This is a genomic window from uncultured Slackia sp. (genome assembly GCF_934630525.1).
Classification (GTDB): domain Bacteria; phylum Actinomycetota; class Coriobacteriia; order Coriobacteriales; family Eggerthellaceae; genus Slackia.
The window spans coordinates 136,789-158,223 of record NZ_CAKTVX010000006.1 but is presented as its reverse complement, the minus strand read 5'-3'; the positions used below and the strand labels follow the sequence as shown (position 1 = coordinate 158,223).

Genomic DNA, 21,435 nt, shown 5'->3' with positions numbered 1-21,435 from the left:
GCCTGCTCTTAAGCAGCTGAGCCGCTTAATGACAGAGTTTGATGCGCGCTAGAAACTAGAGGTCTTCGCGCTGGAACGGCATGCTCATGCAACGCGGGCCGCCACGACCACGGGACAGCTCTGCCGAAGGAACAACCAGCAGGTTGAGACCTTCCTTGTAGAGCACCTCGTTGGTGACGTTGTTGCGCTGATACACGCAAATGGTGCCGGGCTCGACGCACAGGGTGTTCGAACCGTCGTTCCACTGCTCGCGGGCTGCTGCAATGGGATCGCCGCCGCCGCAGGGGATGAGCTTGATGCCGTCGACGCCGGTGGCGTACTCGAGAATCTTCTCAAGGGAGTCAGTGTGCTCCTTGATGTCGACTTCGCCCTCGGTTGCGCCCTTGGTCATCTCGTAGACGCGCAGGGTGCCCATGATGGCCGGGTGGATGGTGAACTTGTCGACATCGATCTGCGTGAAGACCGTGTCGAGGTGCATGAATGCACGGGACGCCGGAATATCGAACGCGAAGATCTTCTCAATCTCGCAGCCCTCGGTCTTCCAGAAGATGTTCTGGGCCATGAGGTCGATAGCCGCAGCCTGGGTACGCTGGGAGATGCCAACAGCCAGAGCGGTGCGGGTAAGGTTAAGCACGTCGCCGCCCTCGGTGTGGAACGGAGCGTCGCGGCGGAACCACAACGGGGTGCCCTTGTAATCGGGATGATACTTGAAGATGTACTTGCCGTAGAGCGTCTCACGATTACGGGTGACGGAGTACATGCGGTTCAAGTTCACGCCGTTGCCCACGCACGCGAACGGGTCGCGGGTGAAGTACAGATTCGGCATGGGGTCGATAATCAGGTCGCTCTGTTTGTCGCTGTGATCGCTGACCAGATCGTCGAGGGTGGCGGACGATGCGAGCGGCATGTCGATTTCGCTCTTGGCAACGCCAGCCATCGTCTTCTTCACGAATTCCAGGTCGTCCGTGAAGGTGTTCAGATACTCGCGAACGATCGCGGGCATCTTCTGGCCATGAATGCCAGCCTCGGCCAAGTACTGGTCGAGGAACTCATCACGAGCACCGGGGTTCGCTGCGAAAGCTTCTGCGACGAGCTTCTCGAGGTACAGAACCTCGACGCCCTGCTCGCGAAGAATCTCAGCAAAGCGGTCATGCTCTTGCTGGGCGACTTCCAGGTACGGAACGTCGTCAAAGAGCAGACGCTCAAGCTCATCGGGCGGAAGATTGAGCAGCTCGTCGCCGGGGCGATGCAGGCATACCTTCTTCAGCTTACCGATTTCGCTCGTTACATGAATACCATTCATACGAGCCTCCTTTTTCCTCTCTCTTGTCGGTCTTCCCAAAGCCGACATCTGCATAATGACACCCAAAATCGGAAAGCGCAAGGACTTTTTTTAGGCTTCTGAACTGGGGTAACACAGTTCCTTGCATTCTCGGCTTCTTTTATGCATTTTGAAACCCTGTTACACGTAGGGTTTGGATAAAAACGCGCTTTTTTGTATATCTTTTTTGAAGATTTATATTGCGACGCTTATCTATTCCCGCAAATCTATCGCCTATAGACAAGGATTTAACGTGTTATATGCAAATTGTTTGCATATATGCATACAGAATACTGCCTAGAATTGGCTGTTTTGCATAGCAGGAGCTATTATATGCATAGCGATGCATATGGAGGGTATTAACTGCTGAATGATATGAAAATTAATATGTCATGCGTGCATAAAGACGTTTAAAAAAAGGCCATTCGCAGGGAATGGCCTTTGCCTAGAGCCCGCTTCCCCTCCTATAAGCAGGGCTCTTAGTTCACCGAAGCTTTAAAAGGCTCCGTGTATGAGTGCATTCTACAACGCTTCGATTGCTGAAGGGGACGAGATTGCCCCGAAATATCGCCGACCCCTACCCCAATCGCGAATAATTGGGGTAAAAGCAGTATCAAATAGGCGCTTTGCCTCTGAAACCGCGATTCCAGCGCCCCCATACGATCGATGATCGACACCACGAAACAGCGAAACGACGAAGGCGGCAAGCCTCCAAGGTCCAAGGCAAGCCGCGCAATCGCGGCAAAAGGGTCGCAGAACGCAAGAAAGCCTTCGCGGCTCCACGCCGCAAAGGCTTTCTGTTCATGCATCTATCATTGCGCTGCTTCGATGCTGCGCTACAGCGCGCGACGGCTTTCAATGGCTCGACCGAGCGTCACCTCATCGGCAAACTCAAGGTCGCCACCGACGGGCAGGCCGCTTGCAAGGCGCGTGACCTTAATGCCGAGCGGCTTGATAAGGCGCGCCAAATACGCCGCAGTCGTCTCGCCCTCCACATTGGGATTGGTGGCGAGCACCACCTCGGCCACGCCCTCGTCAGACAGCCGCGCCATAAGCTCGGTTATGCGCAAATCATCGGGGCCAACACCGTCCATGGGGGAAAGAGCGCCACCAAGCACGTGATAGAGGCCCGAATACGCTGCAGTTCGCTCAATCGCCGACACGTCGCGAGGCTCGCTCACGACGCATATCGTAGAGGCATCGCGGCTCGCCGAGGCGCACACCTCGCACACATCGCCTTCCGCGTAATTGAAGCATCGAGAGCAAAAATGCACCGCATCTTTCACTTCGACGATCGCGTCAGCGAGGCGCAATGCGGAGTCGCGCGGGGAATTGAGCAGCCAGTACGCGATACGCTGGGCGCTTTTGGGGCCTACGCCCGGCATGCGCTCAAGCTCATCGAGCAGCTTTTGGATGGCCGGAGCCGATTCCACGAATAACGCCCGCTTACATCAAGCCGGGGATATTCATGCCGCCCGTGGCCTGGCCAATGCGAGCGGAGCCCTGGGCGGAAACGGCGCGCAGGGCCTCGTTCACGGCAGCGCACACCATGTCCTGCAGCATATCGGCATCTTCGGGGTCGATCGCGGCGGGGTCGATGGTGATGGACTGCACCGTCATGTCGCCCTGAGCGACAACCTTCACCATGCCGCCGCCAGCGGTGGCCTCGGCGGTCATCGTCTTGATTTCTTCCTGGGCCTTCGCAAGCTCGGCCTGCATCTTCTGCGCCTGGCGCATCATTTGCTTCATATCCATGAACGTTTCTCCTTTTCATACACGCCACGCTGCCGCGGCGAATTCACACTGGTTCGAAAGCCTACCATATTCCGCGCGAACGCATTCGCTTGGGAAAGGTTTCGCGCAAGGTCATCGCTCTTCTGTAACCTTGCTCATATTCACGCCGAACGACGCGAAAATCTCCTCGACCGACATTTCGCCCGAGCTGCCAGAGGATGCATTCGCGTATTCAGCGGGCTCGTGGGAGCTCTGCCCGCCACCGATGCCCTGCGGCATCGCGCGATTCGCGAACGGGTTCGGACGCGAAGGCGGGGCGGGAATGGGCGCGGGCGGTTCAGCGGGAAATTCAGGTTCCGCGACCGGCGCAAACTGCGGCTCAGGCTCCGCCGCTGCAACGGACGCGGGCTGAGCGAATTGGGCCGAAGACCAGCTGTCGGAAGAAGGCGTTTCCCCTTCTTGGCCATCGTCGCAACCTTCGCGCAATGCATCGAGGTCTCTGCCCTCGAGCAACTTCGCATCTTGAGGCATAGGCCAACCTTTGGGTTTCACCATGCCCTTGGCCTTTTTCTTCGGGTCGGGGGCAGAGTCGAAACCGAGCTCCAGCGCCACAGGGAATGGATCGACCGGTTCGGGGCCCACCACGAGCATCGCATCGCCGAATTCCGCAACCGCCTCGGCGAGCTTGTCGGCAGCGGTCTTGCGCTTCTTCGCGGGCGCACCTTCAGGCTCGGCCTTCGATGCCTGGCCAGAGCTTGAAGAAGCGGCGGGCTCGCTTGCCTGAGCCACCGCCTCGGGCTGCGCAGGCACTCCCCTTCCAATGCCTTCAGGCATTTTCCTTCCTGCGAAGGGATTGTCTTTCGCAGGGTTCGCGAAGGCAGCAGGCTCGCTTGCCTGGGACGCGGCTTCCCGATGCGACGGCGCCCCAACGGTCAGGCTCGCATCAGGCTCAGTAAAAGGGGGCTGCTCCTCTTCGGGCATATAGGCAGCGATATCGGCATCGGTGTACGGCACCACGTCGTCATCCCACGGCGGCGCGGCAGCGGCCTGCGGCGCTTGGCGCGAAGGGCCGGTCGAAGGCGCCTGAGTTCCGGCCGACTGCTGGGCGCGGCGTGCGGCGGCAACAGGAGCAGCCGGGGCAGCGGGCGCCGGCGCGGGCGCCGATGCGACAGAAGCAGTGCCGCCAGCCGCAGAGCCCTGAGTCACGCGGAACGGAACGGGGCCGCCGAATGATGCGGAGAGCGCCGACTCGATTGCGGCGGTAATATCGGGTTTTTGAGCCGCAGAAAACGCGAATGAATTCTCGGGCGAGAATTCGATGGCAATTCCCGACGCATCGGGCTCGGCCACGATGCGCGCCGAAAGCAGCAGGGCGCCATAGGCGGCTCGCTGGCGCTTCAAATCGGCAAGCGCGGTTTGCCACCCGCGCTGCAGGGCGGCCGGGTTGGAGAGTTTCGCTTTCACGTCGCTCGATGCAACGGCAGGCGCGGCAGAAGCAACGGCGGGCGCAGCGGGGGTCGCCGTGGCGGAAGCGGGGGCAACAGGAGCAGCGGCGGGTGCCGCAGCGCGCGCCGGCACAGCGGGCTGAGTCTGCGGAGCAAAGCCTTGCGGCTGCGGCTGAGTTTGAGGTAGAACCGTACGCTGGGCGCGACGACGCTCGAGCTGAGCGCGGAACTCTGCCGCCTTATCGACCATGGCAGCGCCCTGCGAAGCGGGCTGGGCTGCCGACTGCGTTTGCGCAGGTCGCGGCATGGGGCGCTGGAACTGGCTGGCTTGAGCGTGCGACACCGGCGCAGCAGGCTGGGTTGCTATAGGTTGAGCTTGAGCGGGCGACGGGGCCACGGCGGGCTGAACGGCTGCGGCAGGTGCCGCAGCGGACTGCCTGTACCCCGCATTCGCCGCGGGAGGAACGCTCGCCGGCTGCTGCGCCACAGCTGCAGGCTGGGCTGCGGCGGGTGCTGCAACCGCGCCCTGCGCCAGCGCGCGCTCGAGCACCTCGACGCGCGCAGCAAGCGATTCAAGCGTAAGGTCGCTTTGCGGGCGCACCATGCGCGTGAGGCCAATCTCAAACGACAGGCGCGGGTTGGTCGACGTGCGCAATTCCGTATTCAAATCGCCCAGCACGCGCAAGATATACGCGAGACGATCGATTCCGAACATCTGAGCCTCGCCCGACATGCGCGGCAGCGAGCTTTGCGGCGCGTTCACGGCAACCGCCCCATCGGTGAGCGAGAGCACATACAGATCGCGCACGTACGCGGCCAAATCGCGTACGAATCGAGCCAAGTCGGCGCCCGTTTCCACATATTCGGAAACCCACGTGAAACACGCCGCCGCATCGCGCGTCGCAATCGATCGAACGATGCCGCTCATATCGTCGACGTCGAGCGAGCCCAGAACATCGTTGGCAACTTCCATGGTCACGTTGCCGTCGCCGAACGCGATAAGTTGTTCGAGCATGGTAAGCGCATCGCGCATTCCGCCCTGGGCACGATGGGCCACCAAATCGAGGGCGTCGCCTTCGAACTGCACGTCTTCCGCCGTGCACACGGCACCAAGGCGGGCGATGATTTCCTCGTTGCTCAGACGGTGGAAATCGAAGCGCTGGCAGCGCGATTGAATGGTTTCGGGAACTTTTTGAGGATCGGTGGTGCACATGATGAACACCACGTGGCTCGGGGGCTCTTCGAGCGTTTTCAGCAGCGCATTAAACGCCGCGATCGAGAGCATGTGAACCTCGTCGATGATATAGACCTTGTAGCGCCCGCGCGTGGGAGCATATTGGACGCGGCCGATAATTTCCTCGCGCACGTTGTCGACGCCCGTGCGGCTTGCCGCGTCGAGCTCGTAGACATCGGGATGGTTGCCCTCGGCAATGGCGAGGCACTGCTCGCACGTGCCATCGGGAGCGGGCGTGGGCCCCTTCTCGCACAAAAGCGCCTTGGCGAGCAGACGCGCCGTCGTGGTTTTACCCGTGCCGCGGGGGCCGCAGAACATGTAGGCGTGACCCACTTTGTCTTGCTCGATGGCGTTTTTGAGCGTGCGCTCGATATGGGTTTGGCCCACCACGTCTTCAAACGTTTGCGGGCGGTATTTGCGGTATAAGGCTTCCGACATCGCGTAGGTCCTTCGCATTCGTGTGCGGCGCTCGCGGCGCCTTGTGCATTCCGCCCTATTATAGAAGAAGCGCCCAGGGTTGCCGGACGCTTCTAAAAGAGTTCGCCGTATTGATAGAAGCTCGCTCGCTAGATTTTCTTCGAGATAACGCTGCCGCAAGTATAGGACGCATCGTCGGTTTGCACCGATGCGTTGTAGGCAATCGTCCAATCCTCGTTGTACCCGTCGCCGCCGGCAAATATGCCTACGACCATCGGCTTGCCGTTTGAGGCCGTACCCGTAAGCGTTACCGTCACACGATGATCACCCTGCTCGGTGGGCGCAGAATACAGCGTGCCTTTCACGGTGGCATCGAGTGTGACATCGGTATCGTCGGTAACGCTTCGCAGAGCAGCGGCGGCGGCGTGGTTGGAATGCTTGCCGCGCGTCCAAGTGACATTCGCGGTTACCTCGCCTGTTTTCTCATCGAGGCTCACGATATCAATCTTGGTAAGGCAGCCGCCCTTGTCGGTATCGGCGGAGAACTGATCATACGTCGCCACGAGCGGGCTGTAGCTCACGGTGGCAGAGTCGTTTGCGCTCGCATCGGGCGCCCACGACGCGCCATCGAAGCGATAAACGTATTTCACGTCGCCTTGCACGCTTTCAAACCATTCGGGCTCGTACGCCACCGAAACCGTGCACGTTTGGGCCTCTTCATCGAAATCGACGCTTTGGATATTTTCCAAATCAGACGAGCTCAACGTGCTCTGAGGGTCATATACGATGCCCGAAATGGCCTTCGTCGAAGCGTTCGACGTCTCGAAGTTCGGCACATAGGAATCGCCGTCTTTCGCGTAGGTGGCCACAACGTCCATCGTGGTGCGGAAGGCACTGTTCTCAAACGTCGCCTTGGCATTGAATACATTCGCACCGTCGTCAGCCACGTGGGAATCGGAAACATCGAACGCGGTGAGCGCATAATCGTCGTTGTCAACGTAAGGGCTTTGCACCAAAACGCCATCGGCTACCAAAGATTCTTCGTTCGCCTCAAAATCGCTTTGCACCTGCGACTGCTCAACTTCCACCTTTGCGGAAGCGCAGCCGGCAAGGGCCGCAAGCGCGCAGGCTGCAAAAGCAATCGCCACCGCAGCACGCAGCCATGAGGCATGGCTCATATTCAACTGCTTCATTTGCATCACAACTCCCACGACGCAACCCAAAGACCTTGGGCATTCATCCAACCTTCTGAGGTGACCGACGCGGCACCGCCCTTCGCTTCGGCAGTACCGTACACAAGACCGCCTGCGGCAACGAGGGATTGATCGTCAGAATTGAAGTTATCCAAACGAGGAACCGCCGTCCATGCGCCGGAATCGTCGATGATGCCCCAATCGCCTGTCGCGAAATCTTTTGCATACGCCATGCCATCGGCAAACGGCTTGGCCTCCGAGAAGAGCGGCTGAATCTTCCATTCGCCCGATTTCGCATCAAGATAGCCCCACAGGCCCGAAACCGAATCCTGGGCAGCAACCATTCCGCCGCCCGCATGGTTAATACCGCCCCACAAGTCGACAAGCGTTGCCCATTGCGTAGATTTCGCCGTAGGGTCTTTCACGAGGGCACCCGTTTTGTCGATAAGGCCATATGCCGTTGTGCCATCCATGCCCGTGTAACCTGCTTCGGCCCACATGTCGTTGCCCTGCAATTTTATAGTGGCATATCCGTCGTAAAAAGGCCCCGCGGCAGCAATGCTCACGCCATCGTGGCCAGAACTCGCGCTGAGAGCTTCGTTGCCTTCGCTGTCGATGTAGATGGCCTTACCATCTTCGATGCCTTCGAAGCCCACGCCATCGTGGAAGAAGATGGGCTGCTTATAGCAATAGCGATCGGTTTCGGTAGAGCTTTTCGCCGAGTTGAGCGCCCACGCGCCGTTCTTATCAATTGCGGCATAGGAATTATTGTGCTTGATGCCGTTTTTCTCGTCGTCGAGCTTGCCCGAAACGAACGCGATGCCATCGCTAAACGAGGTGGCGGCGATGTACCCGCTCGCTACGAGTTCGCCTTGAGCATTTACGAAGCCTGCGCCCTTATCCTCGGAATACACCAGACCAAGCCCATCGCAGAACATGCGCGCTTGCTCGTATTCGGGCTCAACAACCCATTCGCCCGACTTGTCGATATAACCCCATTTTTCGGTATCGGGGTCTTGCGCGGGGAACGGGTCATCGTTCATCACGCCGCCCGGCAAATCATAGGCGCATCCAAAATCGGGGAAATAGGCTTTTGACCCATTGTTCGGCGAATACGTTGTCACAAGGCTGGGCGATTGCCCCGGCAAGCTTCCAAGCGACTCGAACTGGCACGGAATCACTTGCGTCCCCGCCGCATCGACGAAGCCCCATAAATTCGTTTCGGAATCTCGCACCGCATATAAATAGCTGTTGCTTTGCGCATTCTGCGCGCTTGCCGCCTGCGATTGAGACCCCGCCTCGGAAGCATATGCCGCCTGATTGCACGTCACCCCCGCAGTCAAGCAGGCCGCGACGAACATGCATGTAACAGAAATGCCAGCAACCGCAAAGCCACGCGTGTGCAGAGCATTTTTTGCAACGCTCATGTGCGTTCCCACCTTTCCTTCGCTGTTTCCTTTGTCTGCATTATAGAAATTACAAGCAGCGGTGTTAGGAGGTTTTAAGCGGGTAAATTTATTTTTACCTTAGCCACGCTTTCGGAACGCGCTTTCGCGAGCGATATGCCTAGAAAAGAGGCTCCGTGGCAAAGAACGTGCGCCTCCCACGCCGCCGTCAATGCAAAAGGCGCGCCCCGAGGAGCGCGCCTTTCAACTTTCAATATATATAGGTATATAGAGGTACGGTTCAGGCAAGCCACGTTATTTCGCACGTTCGAAATGCGTTGCGGCAAACAGCGTTATTTCGCGTGCTTGGCGTTCTTCGTTTTGTCGCCCTTCTTCGAATTCATCGCCGCTTTCACCGCACCGATAAACGCGGGCGCCACCGACACCGCGACAATGCCCAAAACGATAACCTCGAAGTGATCCTGCACAAATGGGATGCCACCGAAGAAGTAGCCCACGAGCACGAACAGGCTTACCCACGAAATGCCGCCAATAGCGTTGAATAGGGTGAACTTACCGAAATTCATGTGGCCCGTGCCCGCGATGAATGGCGCAAACGTGCGGAAGAACGGCATGAAACGCGTAATGACGATGGTAAGGCCGCCGTATTTCGCGAAAAAGTGATCGAGCTTGGCCATGCGCTCAGGCGTGAGCGCCTTGATTTTGCCAGAATCGATGATGCGCGCGCCGAAGAAGCGGGCAATCCAGTAGTTCGACGTGTTGCCCAGAATGGCGGCCACGTAGAATACGATGAGCGTGGCCCAAATATTCAAGCCGCCGCCGTCGGCGGAAAACACGCCCGCCGCGAATAGGAGCGAGTCGCCCGGCAAAAACGGGAAGAATACCAAGCCCGTTTCAATGAACACAATAAGGAACAGCGGCGTATAGACCCATACCGCACCGAGCGAAATGATCCAGCCGGCAATGGCGCCTCGCGGGTCGGAAAGCAAGTTCAAAAAGAATTGAATGACGTTCACGAATGACCTTTCATCTGGAATAACTCCAAAGAACGATAGCTTGAAGCCGCTTCGCTTCCAAGAAACGTTACCCCGATTTTGCAAAAAGAGGGGCCCTATGGCCCCTCAGAACATGCCAATGCCTTGGATAGGCGTGGGCGCTCGCCAGAGGCCCCTTATGGCTGCTTCGTCCCCGACCTGACCAGGTTCGGAACATGGCGCCGCCCAAGCCCATCCAAGGCATTTGGAACGTGCCCAGTATACCCGAGCCGCCCAAGCGACGCAGTTCTTCACGTTTAGCGCGACAAAAAACCCACGGACTTTTCTGACGACAGCAAGGCAGGCACGCAAATCCAGGCAGCGAAGGGCGGAAAGAATGGGAAGCATCACAGGCCCCGCGCTTCGCCGTTGCGCTATACTCTCGCCGTTGAAAGGGGCCGTATGAATACGCATGAACACAATTCGCATTTCGCGCTTGCAGCGAAGCATGCGCTTTCCGACCCTCATGCGCTCGCCCCGCTCGTTCTGCTCATGGGCTTTTTGGGCGCTTCCCTTCGCTATGCATTGGAAATGGCCCTGCCCGCGCAAGGGGGCTTTCCCGCAGCCACGCTCATCGTGAACATCTTCGGCTGCTTCACTTTGGAGATCATCAATCAATACGTGGGCCGACGCACGCAACTGCCCGCGCCTCTCGTGAAATCGATGGGCGTTGGACTCGTGGGCGCGTTTACCACCATTTCCGCGTTCTCGACCGAAAACCTCGCATTCTTGCAGGCGGGACGCTATGGGATTTTCGCGGCATACATGGCCGCGACTATCGCGACCACGTTCATTGCGGCACTTGCCGGACACCGCGCGTCGCGCGCACTCGAAGCGCATCGCGCCCGCAAGGCGGAAGAAGGCGTTGCGTGATGAACGTGCTCTCGTTTTTGGCGGTAGGCCTCGGCGGCGCGCTCGGGGCGCTGTGCCGCCACAAAGCCTCGACCTTCATGAAGCTGATTTTCAAAAGCGCGTTTCCTTGGCCCACCTTCTTCATCAACCTGTGCGCATGCACTATTGCAGGCGCGACGCTCGCCGGGTGCTTGGCGCTGAACCAAACCTTTTATACGGCACTGACCATGGGCTTTCTTGGCGGCTTCTCCACGCTTTCGACCATGAATTGCGAGGCCGTCGATCTGGTGCTTGGCGGAAAGCGCGCTTTGGGCGTTGCGTATGTGGCCGCAACCTATGCATGCACGCTTGGCGCCGCGGCGCTTGGGTTCGCTGTGACGCATCACATTCTTTATTAGTTTCTTATTGATACTTTTAGAAGAACGTCACCGTGATCGCGATTGCAAGCAGAGCCACGCTTGCCGCCATGCCGACGTAATCGCAAGCAACAAAAGCGTATTCGTCATAGCCGCTTTCCGCAGTACGTAGGCCAAAGCCACGCATTTCTGCCGCGAGCGCCGAAGCGTTGACCTTGCGCACCGACCCAACGAGCAGTGGCACGCAGAGCGGCGCCATAAGGCGAATCTTGTGCGCCATGCCGCCTTCGTCCATGTTCACGCCGCGCGCTGTTTGGGCCTCGGTGATTGCGCGCATATCGCTCATGAACAACGGAATGAAGCGAATGGCGGAAGTGAACGTGAATGCATAGCGATACGGCACATGTGCGACTTTAACCAGCGAATTCGTAATATCGGAAAGCTTGGTGACCCTAAGGGCGATGTAAAGGGGAATGCTCGCCGCCACCAAACGAACCATGGTCGTCGCGGCTGCAAGCAGGCTGTCCGTGCCAATATAGCCCCACGGCAACGCGACCAGCAGCGCGCCGGACGGCGTGCTCAATACTTGGATGATTGCAAGAATCAGCGAGAAGAGCAGCACTGCTCGGGCGAGGCCCAGCGTAGGGCCAACCAACGTGCTCGCTGCGGCAAGGGCGAACCCTACCGCGACCATGCCCAAAAGGAACGGCAGGCTCGACGAGCAGAAGCACGCAACGCACAGCACAATGGCGCATACGAGTTTCGCTATCGGATTCATTCGGTGAAGAACGCTCTCGCCTTCGACGTATTCCATAAAGTTCGACATATTGGGCAACCTTTCTTCAGACGCGCACATCAAGATGGCAAGCACGCGGTATTGACCTGTTAAATGATCGCAGCGATTAACAGGTGGGAGGCGGCACGCTGAGTGAGCTCATGCGTAGCAAGAAGCACGGCACCCCGTCCCAACCCCAACCAAAACCTGTTAAACGCTGTGGGCACTTAACAGGTTTTGGCGAGCACGAAACGGCGCGAAGCCACGCAGGGGTTAAGCCGCTGAGCGATTCAGGGCACGACGCAGGGGAAGAATCAGAATTTGCACGAGGATGGCGTTGAACGTCGCCGTTCCGAACACCATGACGGCGTACGTTACCAGGGCGACAGGAATCGCGATGCCATTCATCGCGGCAAGCAGCAGCACAAACGTATAGCCCGAAACGACCGTGGCAAGGAAGGTCGAAACAATCGGGCTCGCGTCGAATTTGCCGAACTTCAAGGGAAGCATGATGAGCAGGCCCATAGCCAAGCCGCCCAAAGTTTCAGATGCAGTATTCAAAAGGGGCGTTGCGGCAAGCATGGGAATTTGGCAAATGAGACCCGCGATCAGGCCGATGCCCATAGCCTGAACGGGCTTCGGGCGAACAAGAAGAATGGCCAGGCAGTACATAGCGATAATGAAATTCGGCTTCATGCCGGCGAACGAAAGCACGCTGCCAAGCGTGAGCTTCAAAATGGCGCCAGCCGCGAGCAAAACGGCGATGAGGATGAGCGCAGACGTATCAAGTGCACTGGTCTTCTTTTCGGCGGCAACGGTGCGAGGTTGGGCGGTAACTTCAGACATGATTGGTTCCCTTCGGAAAAGCCGCGCGAAGCGGCGGGCGGTTTACTGGAGTGGAGGCGCGCGGACCAAAATGGGCGGTTGCGCGTGAGCTGGCACTTTCGCGACCAGGCGCCAGAAACCGGGAACCAGAAAAAGAAACGAAAACGAAAAAAGGCTCCCGGCCAAACCGGGAGCCTTGCATACGCGATTAAGGGCGCGAGCAGCTCACGATCGACCGACCGTTTCGACACCGCGCCACCACCAGTTCTTGGCGTTTTTGGAAACCATGGCAGTGTGTGCGATGCGAGCCAACTTCGTGCTCCTTTCTAAAACTTACGATGCGGGATGCCCGCGCTAACGTTGCGGATACTTTATCACAGTAAAGCACGATAGCAACCAACAATTTTAGTTGGATTTATAAAAATAAGGTTTCTTAAAGTAACTATTGACGAAGTGCGTACCCTAGATTGCGGTTCGCGGAAAGACACTTCCAGATTTGCACGAAAACGCCTGGTCGCGACTTTTGGCTCGATGCCTTTATGCGACAAAGCTAGAACAGGGTACGCACTTCGTTAAAACTTTATTTACGATATATAGTTTCTAAAAGAAACTACTATCCAATGCCGCCGAGCGCGATGCCAAGAATAATCACGAGCGCCGTAAGTCCCACGAACACGTAGCGCGCCATGGGTTCAAACCACGACCCCAAAGGCTTTTTGCGACCGAGCTGCGCTTGAGCCTTCGCGAAACCTTTCGGACACACCCAGAAGAACATGATCGCCGCGCACAACGCGCCCAGCGGAATCGCATAGATCGAAACGAAATCCATCCACGCCCCCACGGCGTTGCCGTCTTCGATAAACACGCCCACGCCAAGCGCCGCAACGAACACGACGAGAACCGCAGCCCAGCGCGGCATGTTCAGTTGGCTCTGCAGCGCCTCGATAGGCGGTTCGAACAAATTCACCAAGCTCGTAAGCGCAGCGCACGCCACCGCCAAGAAGAACAAGAAGCAGAACAGGCCGCCGAACGGCATATCGGCAAACACCTGGGGCAGCGTGATGAAGAGCAGCGGCGGGCCCGAAAGCGGGTCGACGCCAAGCGCGAACACCGCAGGAATAACCACCATGGCGGAAAGCACCGCGGCAAGCGTCGAAAACAGCACCACGTTTTTGGCCGACGACACAACGTCGACGTCGTTCTTCAGATAGCTGCCGTACACCAGCGTGCCGCTTCCCGCGAGCGACAACCCAAAGAATGCCTGGCCAAGGGCCAAAACCCACGTTTGTGGATTCGCGAGCGCCTCCCAATGGGGCACAAACAAATAGGCATAGCCGTCAAGCGCGCCCGGCAACATGGCCACACGCACGAGCAGCACGCAGAACAAGACGAAGAAAATAGGCATCATGATTTTATTCAGGCGCTCAATGCCGCGCGAGACGCCGAACGCCATAACGGCTAGCGTAATGGCGAGCGCCGCCACATGGTAGCCAACGCTGCCAAAAGGCCCCGCGATCGAACCGAAGAACGCAGCCATATCGGGCTGCGTTACCAGCGTTCCGCATGCCGCCTCGATAAGGTATTTGATGAACCAGCCGATGACCACGGCATAGCCAATGGCGATGCCGAGCGCGCCCAGCACGGGGATGATGCCAATAACGCGACCGATTTTGTCGCCGTTTTTCACGCCGCGCATTTCGAGCGCCTTCGAAAATGCGCCCATAGGGCCCGTGCCCATGGCGCGACCAAACGCCATTTCGCCAATGACGCCCGTAATGCCCAGCACCACGACGAAGAACAAATAGGGAATCAGGAATGCCGCGCCGCCGTATTGGGATACGCGATACGGGAACAGCCAAATGCCCGAAAGGCCCACCGCCGAGCCAATGCAGGAAATGATGAATGCGGTTTTGCCGCTGAACGAGTCTCGCGACGAAGTGGTTTCGGCCATAGGGGCCCCTTTCTGAATTGCAACCTGCTCACGATAGCAGACTTCATGTTCGGGCCGCATGCCAAACGAACATTTCGCTGGCCAATACACGCGCAGGCAACCGCATCGGGCCAGAGCGGCGCGAATCAATCGATGTCGAAGCGCGCAAACGAGCGGCTTCCAAAACGGGCATCTTCCATCTTCGGAACGCGTCCCGCCTCCGTCAACGCGAGCGCGCGAGCGCAATCCACGCCTTCCCGCACCCGAGCCCAAGCCGAAACGCACGCCCGCGCAGCCGCGAATGTTACCAAGGTAACGAAACGGCGGCATTTAGCACTCCCACTTGAAGAGTGCTAAAAAGCTCCTATACTGCAAATTGTCAAAAGAAAGATCGAGGCGATGGCCCCGTACGAGAAAGGCAGTGAGTCATGATGTTGGTACCTGCACGTAGGAACGATTTCTTGAGCGACTTTTTGAGCGACCCTTGGGACATGGGATTCTTCGGAAACCGTCCGCAAGGCCAGAAGCCCGCACCGGCCATGATGAAGACCGATATCAAGGAAACCGAGAAGGCTTTCGAGCTTGACATCGATTTGCCGGGCTTCAAGAAGGAAAACGTTCACGCCGAGTTGCAAGACGGCTACCTTACCGTGAGCGCGAACACCGAAACCGAGACCGAAGATAAGAACGAACAGGGCACTTACCTTCGCAAGGAACGCTTCACCGGCAGCTGCAGCCGTAGCTTCTATGTTGGCGACGACATTTCCGAAGACGACATTTCCGCGAAATTCGAAAATGGCATTTTGAAGGTTACCGTGCCCAAGAAGCAGCTCCCCGCACCCGAAGAGACCAAGAAGGTCATCGGCATCGAGTAATCGATTCCCGAGTCTCCCCTTTCCACGAGAAGAGCCGGCCCGCGCAATGCGGGTCGGCTCTTTTTGCTACTGATAAGAAGTGGGCCGCGAACAACAATCAGGCTCTTTCGTTATTTCGACTTCAGCTCGCCCAGCATGCGCTCAATCAAATACCCTTCGCGCACGCCGCGGTCGCAAATGCGCAAACGCTCCCCGTCAAGCTCATCAAAAACTTCGACAAGAATCGCCAGCCCGCACACGATGGTATGAATTCGCTCAGGCGAGACATGCAGAACCGCATCGATGAACGTGCGGCGATGATCGACGACGTCGCGCAACATGCGATTCACATCGTCGCGCGTGATTTCTTCGCTCGAAGCGCCAGGCACGAGCCATGCGTTCACTTCCGAAAGCGCGCGAATGGATCCGCCGACCCCATAAAGCTCTGAAGCGGAGCCAGCGCAGGCGCCCGTCTTGTCGGCGGCAATAAGCCTGCGAACGCTCGCACGAATGGCCGAAATCTCGTTTTGGGTGGGCAGAATATCGCCCACAAAACGCTTGTATGAAGAAAGCGACCCCTGGGGCAGACTCGTGCGCGCAGCGTCGACGCCATTTTCAATAACGGTGATCTCGGTGGACCCGCCGCCAATATCGATAAGGGCGCCGTTGTCCAATGCGCCACGCGACGACGCGCCTACAAACCCCAAATGAGCCTCGTCGCTGTTCGAAAGCAACGAAATCGAGCAGCCCGCGCCTTGCTCGATCGCGGCAATCGCCTGCGCGCTGTTCGAAACATTGCGCAGCACGGCAGTTGCGAACACATCGACGCGATCGGGCGACAAATAGCTCGCGCGCTTCAGGCATTTTTTCACCGCCAGAATAGCCTCGGCTATACCTTCATCGGAAAACGCCCCATCAACGATATACGCCGCCAAACCCGCCATGATCTTGCGATTCATGATGGTTTTGAACTTGCGTTTCTCAGGGCACAACACGTCATAGACGCACAAACGCACGGTGTTTGACCCAACGTCGATGACTCCATAGTTCATAGAGCGATTCCGCCTTTCGAATTTCGAGATGTAACATTTAAGTATACCGATTGGCGCGAGACGCACGTAAAGCGCATGTCAAATCGCCAGAACGCAGCAGCAAATCCTCATTCGCAAGCCATGGCGCCTCGCAACTGAAACTAGTTTTTTACCCGGTTAAAACCCATTTTATATAGATGACATTGTTTCTACTATAAAGGCATCAAAGCTCGGCGACGAAAGGAACCACCATGAAATGCCCCTTCTGCGGATACGACCTGCCGAATGATGCCGCCTTCTGCGCATCGTGCGGAAAGAGCGTGAGCGACGCTTCGACGGCCACCACGGGAAACATCGAGGGCGACGAGGGCGCCACGCAGCCCATACAGTCCGTGACCACGCCGAACGAAGCGCCCGGCAACGCAGAAAGCGGTACGCCCGAAGCGGCCGAAGCAGCCGCCGCGTTCGGAGAGCCAGCCGACGCGTGCAGCGAACCAGCTCATTTCGGCAGCTCAATAGGCAATTCCTCCAGTTCGTACCGAATGAACAACGCCGCATCGCACGCTGGGCAATTCCTCGCGACCAAAAAAGGCAAAGGCATCGTCGCCGGCGTCGTTGCCGCTGTGGCGGCCATCATCGTAGCGGCCGTGGTTGGTTTCAACATGGCGAACAGCGTGCCCGAAGATACCGTGCGTCAAGCGCTTCAAAACAGCTCGACCGTAACCGATGGCGTCGTGGCAAACGACTACGTCACCGCCCAGCCTTACAACCTGAAAAGCTTCAAGATCGACAAGCAGGAAGACGAATCGACGGGCGAAATTGGCACGGCAATTACGGGCAGCGACAAGGCGCGCCATGTCTATTTCTCGGGGTCGATGGAAAACGATTTCTTCAAGACCGACTTCACGGGCGAGGCGTATTACATCAAGCAGGGAGATTCGTGGGTCAGCCTTCTTGGGCCCTCCATCACCAGCAACACTACCACGCCGTTGCAGGGCGTCGCGCGCATAAGCCAAGCCACGGGAAATGACGACTACGAAATCTCGAATTTCTCGTCGACGCTCGATTCCAGCAACGGCGCCTACACCTCTACCGCCACGCAAGACGTTTCGTATACGTTCTGGTTCGCAACCGACACCGCCACCAATACCCGCACGTTCGTTTTCGACGGCAATTGCTGGAAGCCCACGGGCGATACGGCGGTTTCCAACATGCACACGGCAACGAACTTCGCCGGCAAGAAATTCGAATACACCGATACGGGAAGTGGACTGTTCAAAACGGGCACGACCAATTCGACTATCGAATTCACGAGCGATGGCGAAAATGGCCAGGTCGCAGCTACGTATTCGCTCGATTGGAAATACTCGGGCGACACCTCGAAGGGCTCTTCCGGCCAGTATTACCTGCCCGTCAACCTTTCGGGCAACCTCACCGGCACAATTGAGCACGAATTCGGCAAAGACAATTTCAGCATCGAGCTCAACGACGCCGAAAACCAGGTAACGTTCACGGGCGGCGAATCGTATGCAACGATTTCGGCGGGCGACGGCGAGTCGAACACCATGTCGCTTTCTGCCGCGACGAACACGAAGTATTTCGAAAGCCCCTTCCAAACCTCGACGTACCGCATGAGCATGGGCACCTACGTGGAAAAGGCGTAGGACGAGCAGACGCTCAACCGCTCCGACCGCCGGGCAGCCCGAACCGGCCCTATCGCGTTATTTGGCGATTGCCTCAATCGAGGATTGGCCGATCGAGCTACCCAGCATTGCTTTATATGCGGCACACCGCAGGCGCCGCTTCGCCCGCTACCTTGCCTTCTTCAAAGCCTTCATTCGCCGCTCAACGTATTTTTGATCGAACACGCCTTCGGCGATGCAACGTTTCGCGAGGTCGCCCGAGCCCTGAGTGATATCGTCATCGACGTCATGCTTGAGCTCGACCCACGTTGCGAGCATATGGCGAACCTTGTCGCACGCGACGCCACTCGCCTGCTTCGGGAAAAACGCAGCCGCGATTTCGCTCACGCTGTCGCCTTCCGCATACGCCTGACGAATATCGATTTGCAGTTGACGGGTTTTGTCATTTTTCGCGGCCGTCTTGCATTCTTCGCTGCAGAACTTCTTCGGCACGCCGCGGCGACGGGCGAGCGAAAACGCCTTGCCGCACCGGGCGCAATAGCCGATTTTCACGTCGCCGAGCTTTCTCGAGAACAAAAACCAAAGGTACGCGAGATAAGTATCGAAGCTCAGGAAATCGTCGTCTTCGGTGGAGCGGAATAAATCGACGCGCACGCCTTCCAAATGCAGCGAAATCAACGCCTGGACCAAATGGCGCAGCGAAACGACATCTTCTTCCGTCAGCACCGATTCGCGCACATCGAGCTTGCCTTCGACGGTTGTCGCATCGAATTGGACCGAAGAATCGCCTTCATCGCCTTCTTCTTCCGCAAACCCCGCGATATTCCTTTTTGCCTGCTCAATGAGCTCGTCTGCGTGGGCGCCATCGTAGAAGCACGAAAGCACCAGGGCAAAATCGAGCGGCGTAATTTCGCGCTCGAACGAGAAAAGCGTGACCGTAAGATAATCGATCCCGTCCGGGTCGTGCTCGATGTCGCCTATCACGTAGTCGAATTCGTCGCCCACGAATTTTTTCAGCCACGGCATGCTTGGCATATGCGCCACGTAGCCATTTTCCCTAGCGGCATCAACAGCGAACGATATAGCGAAAATCGAGAAGTCGTTTCCCGTTTCAACGTTCTTCACCAGGGTTTTCGCGACGAGCGCTTCCGACTGCGATTCTTCATCGGCCCGCAACACCGCGAGCGGTTTGCCGCCATTCACCACTTCCTGCACCGTGACAACCGCGCGGGCCACATTCGCCGCGCTTTGCCAATCGGCAAGCGACTCGCGCACGTCCGTCCCGAACAAAGGACCTGTTTGCAAGGCCAGCGGCAGCAGCCCGTCCTTATCGACAAAGGCGAGATCTTCGATGCCGATTTGCGACGCGGGGCGCGGCGCGGCCTGATTAGGGGTCGCGAAGCGCTCGGCGGCATTCGCCGGCACGAACTCGAGGCACGGCGACTCGGCTCGCGCAAGACGAGCGTCATGCACGGGAATTCGGCCTTGCGGAGTTTTCAACTGGTCAATTACGTTCATATTGGAATCCAACGGTCGACGGTATCGTGCGATTATTTTACCCCGTTTAAGCGTCATTTTCGGGGAGCGGCCTAGCTGCGATCCGCTCGAGACGCGCCTTCGGCGAAACCGAAAGCACGAGTTGGCGGACACTGCCTAGGAACCGCGCAAACGCTTCGCAGGCCAACCCTGGCAGGGTTCACTTGCCCCGTAGCCGTTCCGCAGCGCGCAAAGCCTTGCGGAGCATTGCCGCAAGGCGCACCGCACTTTCACCGCAGCGGCCCTTCATTCAGTCGACCCGCAGCGCGATAGGACCCCGCTACTTCGAAGACGCTTGCCCGGAACCGGAGAAGCCCATGGGCGCCTCGATGGCGACGGTATCGCCGACTTTCGCAAGGCTGCCGTCGCTTGGGGCAACCACGAGCTCGCGCCTTCCGTACGCATAACTGCCCATTTGGTAATCCTCCGTCGCAAACACCAGCCCTTCGCTCGCAATATAGAAATGGGAGCATCCGTCAAGCGGATTTTCGACATCAATGCCGCTTCCAGTCGCGGGACTAATCAAGCACATATTCGTAATGTCCCTCACGACCGCGTTCGTACTCAGAAGATCGCTCGGATCGGTGGCGAGATACGCGGTGACCGCATCGGCAACAGCCGATTTCACCTGTTCAGGAGTGAGGCCAAAGGCAGATACCGGGTCAACGGGGTCGCCCGTTTCCAAACTATAGGCGCACCCCGTTACCGTCGTGGAGCCATGCGCACCCCATCCCGTGTCATAGCGCTGGTCGCGCACGCATACGATGTCGTTGTCGATATACGTCAGCGTGATGGAGCGATACTGACATATGAATACGATGGCGCCTCCCATGTCTTCCGCGGTATCGGGAGCGGCGTTCGTCTTCTCAACGTCGGTGCGCATGGATTCCTCGAGGGCGGCGTTGATTTTATCGACCGCATCGCTTTGCGCCGAAGCCTCGATGTGCGGGTAGTACCACTTCTGCGCCTCGCGTTTGCCCGGCGCATCATATGGATCGACCGGCACGCTCACGTCCATCGAACGAGTTTCAACCGAATACGTGATTTCCTCGGGTGCTTCGACGGTTTGCTCGTTTTGGGTCTGCTGCGCGGGGAGCCATACGTCGGTGCAGACGCGATAAGCGGCGTATGCGGTGCCTGCGGCAAGGGCCATGGCCAACGCGACCAACACGACCATCGGCACGCGACGACGCGAGCGATGCTTCGTGGCATTCACCGCACCACGCAGCGTTTCGGGATGCTTTGACGAAGCGCTGTTTTGAGGCGCCGAAGATGCATCGCATGCGCCGGCCTCGCATGGCTTTTCGGGCTCGTTCACAGAAGCGACGCTTTCAGGAGAGGGATCGCTGAACGAGGAATCACTTTGCAAGGAACCGAGACGTGCGGGTCCATTTTGCGAAGAAGCGTTTGAAGAATAGACGCTTGACGAGGCATCATTCCTGCCCGCGTCCGCCGCTTCCGACGCAAACGCCGACATGACGGCCTTCGTAGATGAGGCTGCGGGCGCAGCCGCGGACACGGCCGCCTTCGCGGGCGCGACCTTCGATTCGGCGACCTTCGCGGGCGCAGCCGCAGGTGCGGTCGTTTTCGCGGATACACCCGCCGACTCAACAACTTTCGTAGGCACAGCGGCATTCGCGGGCGCGCCCGTCAGCTCGACAGCCTTCGCGGACGCAATTGCCGATACCGGCTTTCCGCAGTTCATGCAGAACCTCGCATCGTGGGGAAGCTTCGCGCCGCATTTCGTGCAATACATGCCTGACCCTCCATTTGGATTCGCTTCTTTTCGATCGGTATTGTAAGCCCTGACGTATCAGACGCATGCAACGGCCGCACTATGCGCGCATGC

18 protein-coding genes and 1 other RNA gene are annotated in these 21,435 nt (G+C 58.1%); 4 read left to right on the top strand and 15 right to left on the bottom strand.

The window, feature by feature from the left end; translation table 11 throughout:
* Nucleotides 1–55: 55 nt before the first annotated feature.
* The 9 genes from arcA to ffs form a co-directional block, all read right to left on the bottom strand.
* Nucleotides 56–1,303 carry an arginine deiminase gene (gene arcA, locus Q0D41_RS06665; RefSeq protein ID WP_294377006.1) on the bottom strand — a complete coding sequence of 416 codons (1,248 nt, stop codon included), beginning with the start codon at nucleotides 1,301–1,303 and terminating at the stop codon, nucleotides 56–58.
* Nucleotides 1,304–1,800: 497 nt separating this feature from the next.
* On the bottom strand, nucleotides 1,801–2,130 hold the full coding sequence (locus tag Q0D41_RS06660) for a hypothetical protein (RefSeq protein ID WP_294377003.1): 330 nt from the start codon (nucleotides 2,128–2,130) through the stop codon (nucleotides 1,801–1,803).
* Nucleotides 2,131–2,157: 27 nt separating this feature from the next.
* The gene (gene recR / locus Q0D41_RS06655; RefSeq protein WP_294377001.1) at nucleotides 2,158–2,754 is read right to left on the bottom strand and encodes a recombination mediator RecR; all 597 of its coding nucleotides are present in this window, start codon (nucleotides 2,752–2,754) and stop codon (nucleotides 2,158–2,160) included.
* Between the two features lie 13 nt (nucleotides 2,755–2,767).
* On the bottom strand, nucleotides 2,768–3,076 hold the full coding sequence (locus Q0D41_RS06650) for a YbaB/EbfC family nucleoid-associated protein (RefSeq protein WP_114615190.1): 309 nt from the start codon (nucleotides 3,074–3,076) through the stop codon (nucleotides 2,768–2,770).
* 111 nt (nucleotides 3,077–3,187) lie between these two features.
* Entirely contained in the window at nucleotides 3,188–6,172 is a 2,985-nt protein-coding gene (gene dnaX, locus Q0D41_RS06645) for a DNA polymerase III subunit gamma/tau (RefSeq protein WP_294376998.1), read from the bottom strand.
* 128 nt (nucleotides 6,173–6,300) lie between these two features.
* Nucleotides 6,301–7,344, bottom strand: a complete 1,044-nt coding sequence (locus tag Q0D41_RS06640) for a hypothetical protein (RefSeq protein ID WP_294376995.1) — start codon at nucleotides 7,342–7,344, stop codon at nucleotides 6,301–6,303.
* A gap of 5 nt (nucleotides 7,345–7,349) precedes the next feature.
* Nucleotides 7,350–8,771, bottom strand: coding sequence for a WG repeat-containing protein (locus Q0D41_RS06635; RefSeq protein WP_294376993.1), 1,422 nt, complete (start codon nucleotides 8,769–8,771; stop codon nucleotides 7,350–7,352).
* A 311-nt stretch (nucleotides 8,772–9,082) separates the two neighbouring features.
* Nucleotides 9,083–9,766, bottom strand: a complete 684-nt coding sequence (locus tag Q0D41_RS06630; RefSeq protein ID WP_294376991.1) for a VTT domain-containing protein — start codon at nucleotides 9,764–9,766, stop codon at nucleotides 9,083–9,085.
* Between the two features lie 122 nt (nucleotides 9,767–9,888).
* Nucleotides 9,889–9,982: signal recognition particle sRNA small type (ffs, locus tag Q0D41_RS06625), an RNA gene on the bottom strand.
* A gap of 204 nt (nucleotides 9,983–10,186) precedes the next feature.
* On the opposite strand from ffs, the gene Q0D41_RS06620 reads away from it, so the two are divergent.
* On the top strand, nucleotides 10,187–10,657 hold the full coding sequence (locus Q0D41_RS06620) for a CrcB family protein (RefSeq protein WP_294376987.1): 471 nt from the start codon (nucleotides 10,187–10,189) through the stop codon (nucleotides 10,655–10,657).
* Entirely contained in the window at nucleotides 10,657–11,034 is a 378-nt protein-coding gene (locus tag Q0D41_RS06615; RefSeq protein WP_294377036.1) for a CrcB family protein, read from the top strand. Before Q0D41_RS06620 ends, Q0D41_RS06615 begins: the two co-directional genes overlap by 1 nt.
* A gap of 16 nt (nucleotides 11,035–11,050) precedes the next feature.
* Here the strand turns inward: Q0D41_RS06615 and Q0D41_RS06610 are convergent, their stop codons facing one another.
* The 3 genes from Q0D41_RS06610 to Q0D41_RS06600 form a co-directional block, all read right to left on the bottom strand.
* Complete coding sequence (locus Q0D41_RS06610; RefSeq protein ID WP_294376983.1) at nucleotides 11,051–11,818, bottom strand: energy-coupling factor transporter transmembrane protein EcfT; 768 nt, start codon at nucleotides 11,816–11,818, stop codon at nucleotides 11,051–11,053.
* 222 nt (nucleotides 11,819–12,040) lie between these two features.
* Nucleotides 12,041–12,613 carry a hypothetical protein gene (locus Q0D41_RS06605; protein ID WP_294376979.1) on the bottom strand — a complete coding sequence of 191 codons (573 nt, stop codon included), beginning with the start codon at nucleotides 12,611–12,613 and terminating at the stop codon, nucleotides 12,041–12,043.
* 592 nt (nucleotides 12,614–13,205) lie between these two features.
* A complete protein-coding gene (locus Q0D41_RS06600) occupies nucleotides 13,206–14,543 on the bottom strand; it encodes a sodium-dependent transporter (RefSeq protein ID WP_294376976.1) in 1,338 nt (445 codons plus the stop codon).
* Between the two features lie 407 nt (nucleotides 14,544–14,950).
* On the opposite strand from Q0D41_RS06600, the gene Q0D41_RS06595 reads away from it, so the two are divergent.
* A complete protein-coding gene (locus Q0D41_RS06595) occupies nucleotides 14,951–15,397 on the top strand; it encodes an Hsp20/alpha crystallin family protein (RefSeq protein WP_294376972.1) in 447 nt (148 codons plus the stop codon).
* Nucleotides 15,398–15,507: 110 nt separating this feature from the next.
* Here the strand turns inward: Q0D41_RS06595 and Q0D41_RS06590 are convergent, their stop codons facing one another.
* Nucleotides 15,508–16,428, bottom strand: coding sequence for an exopolyphosphatase (locus Q0D41_RS06590; protein ID WP_294376970.1), 921 nt, complete (start codon nucleotides 16,426–16,428; stop codon nucleotides 15,508–15,510).
* Between the two features lie 230 nt (nucleotides 16,429–16,658).
* Here Q0D41_RS06590 and Q0D41_RS06585 point away from each other — a divergent pair, with 230 nt between their 5' ends.
* Nucleotides 16,659–18,071 (top strand): zinc ribbon domain-containing protein, encoded by a 1,413-nt coding sequence (locus Q0D41_RS06585; protein WP_294376967.1) that lies wholly within the window; start codon nucleotides 16,659–16,661, stop codon nucleotides 18,069–18,071.
* A 147-nt stretch (nucleotides 18,072–18,218) separates the two neighbouring features.
* Here the strand turns inward: Q0D41_RS06585 and Q0D41_RS06580 are convergent, their stop codons facing one another.
* Nucleotides 18,219–19,568: a hypothetical protein gene (locus tag Q0D41_RS06580; RefSeq protein WP_294376964.1), complete on the bottom strand. Its 1,350-nt coding sequence runs from the start codon at nucleotides 19,566–19,568 to the stop codon at nucleotides 18,219–18,221.
* A gap of 298 nt (nucleotides 19,569–19,866) precedes the next feature.
* A complete protein-coding gene (locus Q0D41_RS06575) occupies nucleotides 19,867–21,342 on the bottom strand; it encodes a zinc-ribbon domain-containing protein (RefSeq protein WP_294376961.1) in 1,476 nt (491 codons plus the stop codon).
* Nucleotides 21,343–21,435: the final 93 nt, after the last annotated feature.

Bases quoted from the DNA above. Each gene is read 5' to 3' on its own strand.
- Q0D41_RS06650 (WP_114615190.1), bottom strand. From the start codon at position 3,076: ATGGATATGAAGCAAATGATGCGCCAGGCGCAGAAGATGCAGGCCGAG.
- Q0D41_RS06590 (WP_294376970.1), bottom strand. From the start codon at position 16,428: ATGAACTATGGAGTCATCGACGTTGGGTCAAACACCGTGCGTTTGTGC.
- Q0D41_RS06610 (WP_294376983.1), bottom strand. From the start codon at position 11,818: ATGTCGAACTTTATGGAATACGTCGAAGGCGAGAGCGTTCTTCACCGA.
- dnaX (WP_294376998.1), bottom strand. From the start codon at position 6,172: ATGTCGGAAGCCTTATACCGCAAATACCGCCCGCAAACGTTTGAAGAC.
- Q0D41_RS06575 (WP_294376961.1), bottom strand. From the start codon at position 21,342: ATGTATTGCACGAAATGCGGCGCGAAGCTTCCCCACGATGCGAGGTTC.
- Q0D41_RS06640 (WP_294376995.1), bottom strand. From the start codon at position 7,344: ATGAAGCAGTTGAATATGAGCCATGCCTCATGGCTGCGTGCTGCGGTG.
- arcA (WP_294377006.1), bottom strand. From the start codon at position 1,303: ATGAATGGTATTCATGTAACGAGCGAAATCGGTAAGCTGAAGAAGGTA.
- Q0D41_RS06615 (WP_294377036.1), top strand. From the start codon at position 10,657: ATGAACGTGCTCTCGTTTTTGGCGGTAGGCCTCGGCGGCGCGCTCGGG.
- Q0D41_RS06595 (WP_294376972.1), top strand. From the start codon at position 14,951: ATGATGTTGGTACCTGCACGTAGGAACGATTTCTTGAGCGACTTTTTG.
- Q0D41_RS06600 (WP_294376976.1), bottom strand. From the start codon at position 14,543: ATGGCCGAAACCACTTCGTCGCGAGACTCGTTCAGCGGCAAAACCGCA.
- Q0D41_RS06585 (WP_294376967.1), top strand. From the start codon at position 16,659: ATGAAATGCCCCTTCTGCGGATACGACCTGCCGAATGATGCCGCCTTC.
- Q0D41_RS06635 (WP_294376993.1), bottom strand. From the start codon at position 8,771: ATGAGCGTTGCAAAAAATGCTCTGCACACGCGTGGCTTTGCGGTTGCT.
- Q0D41_RS06605 (WP_294376979.1), bottom strand. From the start codon at position 12,613: ATGTCTGAAGTTACCGCCCAACCTCGCACCGTTGCCGCCGAAAAGAAG.
- Q0D41_RS06580 (WP_294376964.1), bottom strand. From the start codon at position 19,568: ATGAACGTAATTGACCAGTTGAAAACTCCGCAAGGCCGAATTCCCGTG.
- Q0D41_RS06660 (WP_294377003.1), bottom strand. From the start codon at position 2,130: ATGCATGAACAGAAAGCCTTTGCGGCGTGGAGCCGCGAAGGCTTTCTT.
- Q0D41_RS06620 (WP_294376987.1), top strand. From the start codon at position 10,187: ATGAATACGCATGAACACAATTCGCATTTCGCGCTTGCAGCGAAGCAT.